The 1,071-nt window shown below is 61.5% G+C and carries 1 protein-coding gene; it reads left to right on the forward strand.

The window, feature by feature from the left end; translation table 11 throughout:
• Positions 1-125 precede the first annotated feature (125 nt).
• Complete coding sequence (locus AArcSt11_RS16840; protein ID WP_250598867.1) at positions 126-1,070, forward strand: DUF7958 family protein; 945 nt, start codon at positions 126-128, stop codon at positions 1,068-1,070.
• Position 1,071: the final 1 nt, after the last annotated feature.

The following is a 1,071-nucleotide window of genomic DNA, read 5'->3' on the forward strand; positions in this document are numbered from 1 at the left end:
GACGCCTTGATCTCCCAACTCGGCCAGCACGAACCCCCGCAAAGCTGGGTGGACACGATTGCTGACAAGGCTGCCAAAAGGGTTCGCAGTGGACACGGTGAGAGCAACAAGGTGGACTTCTAGCCATGCAGGCAGAAATTAAGAAAGAAACAGATGATGGCTTCGGTGTTTTGGTTACCGACAATAATGGCGCTGAGCACAAGATTGGCGTCTGTTTTGATGGCGAGATAGACGGACATTTGTGCGACGCCTACGCGTCCGACCCATTCGACCGCACGCCGGCGGAAAACGAGCACAACGAACAGGCCCGGCGCTACGCCCGGTACTACGTCGCCCGGGAACGAGGCTACGAGACGATCGAGTGGCGGCACGATCCCGCCCGGTTGCTCGCCGCAGCGAGTGCTGTCGCAGAGTTAGACACCGACGACGTGACCGAGCACTTCGGCGACCTCTACGACCAGGTCCGCAGTCACTACGGAGACGTCGAGCGACCGGTCCCCCTTCCAGAGGAGGTCCGACCCGGTCACGTCAGCTACATGCAAGACATCTATCTCGGCCTGTCCGACGAGGCCATGATTGACCTGCTCACCCTGGACGATGCGGTCGAGGAGGTGTCTGTCACGGCGGGTGAGTCGATCGAAGACCGCATCGCGACGCTTCTGGAAGCTGCACCGGCCGACACTGATGTGCCAGACGCCTCGGCTCTGACGGTCGAGGCCGTCTCGGGCGTCCACATTGAGTGGGACGACGAGGCAGGCCAGTATCACACGCAGTGGGGCGCCGAACCGGATCTCGACCGTGATCCGGACGCCAGGTTCGACGTGCTGCCGTTTGCACCCGAGGACATCGAGGACTTCCAGGCACAGCTCGCCCGGAATCTGCTGTGTCAGGTTCGGGACGCCTACGTCGGGATGGGGGTTGCGCCACCAGCACCGTACCGGATTAAAGGACTCGGTCGTCACCAGATCGCGACGCTGTACGAACACGACGACTTCTACCAGCGCTATCACGATCCCGACGCCGAGATCGACTGGAACGCGCTGGAACCCGATCCAGCAGTCGTCGAATGAG

The sequence above is a fragment of the Natranaeroarchaeum aerophilus genome (assembly GCF_023638055.1).
Classification (GTDB): Archaea; Halobacteriota; Halobacteria; order Halobacteriales; family Natronoarchaeaceae; genus Natranaeroarchaeum; species Natranaeroarchaeum aerophilum.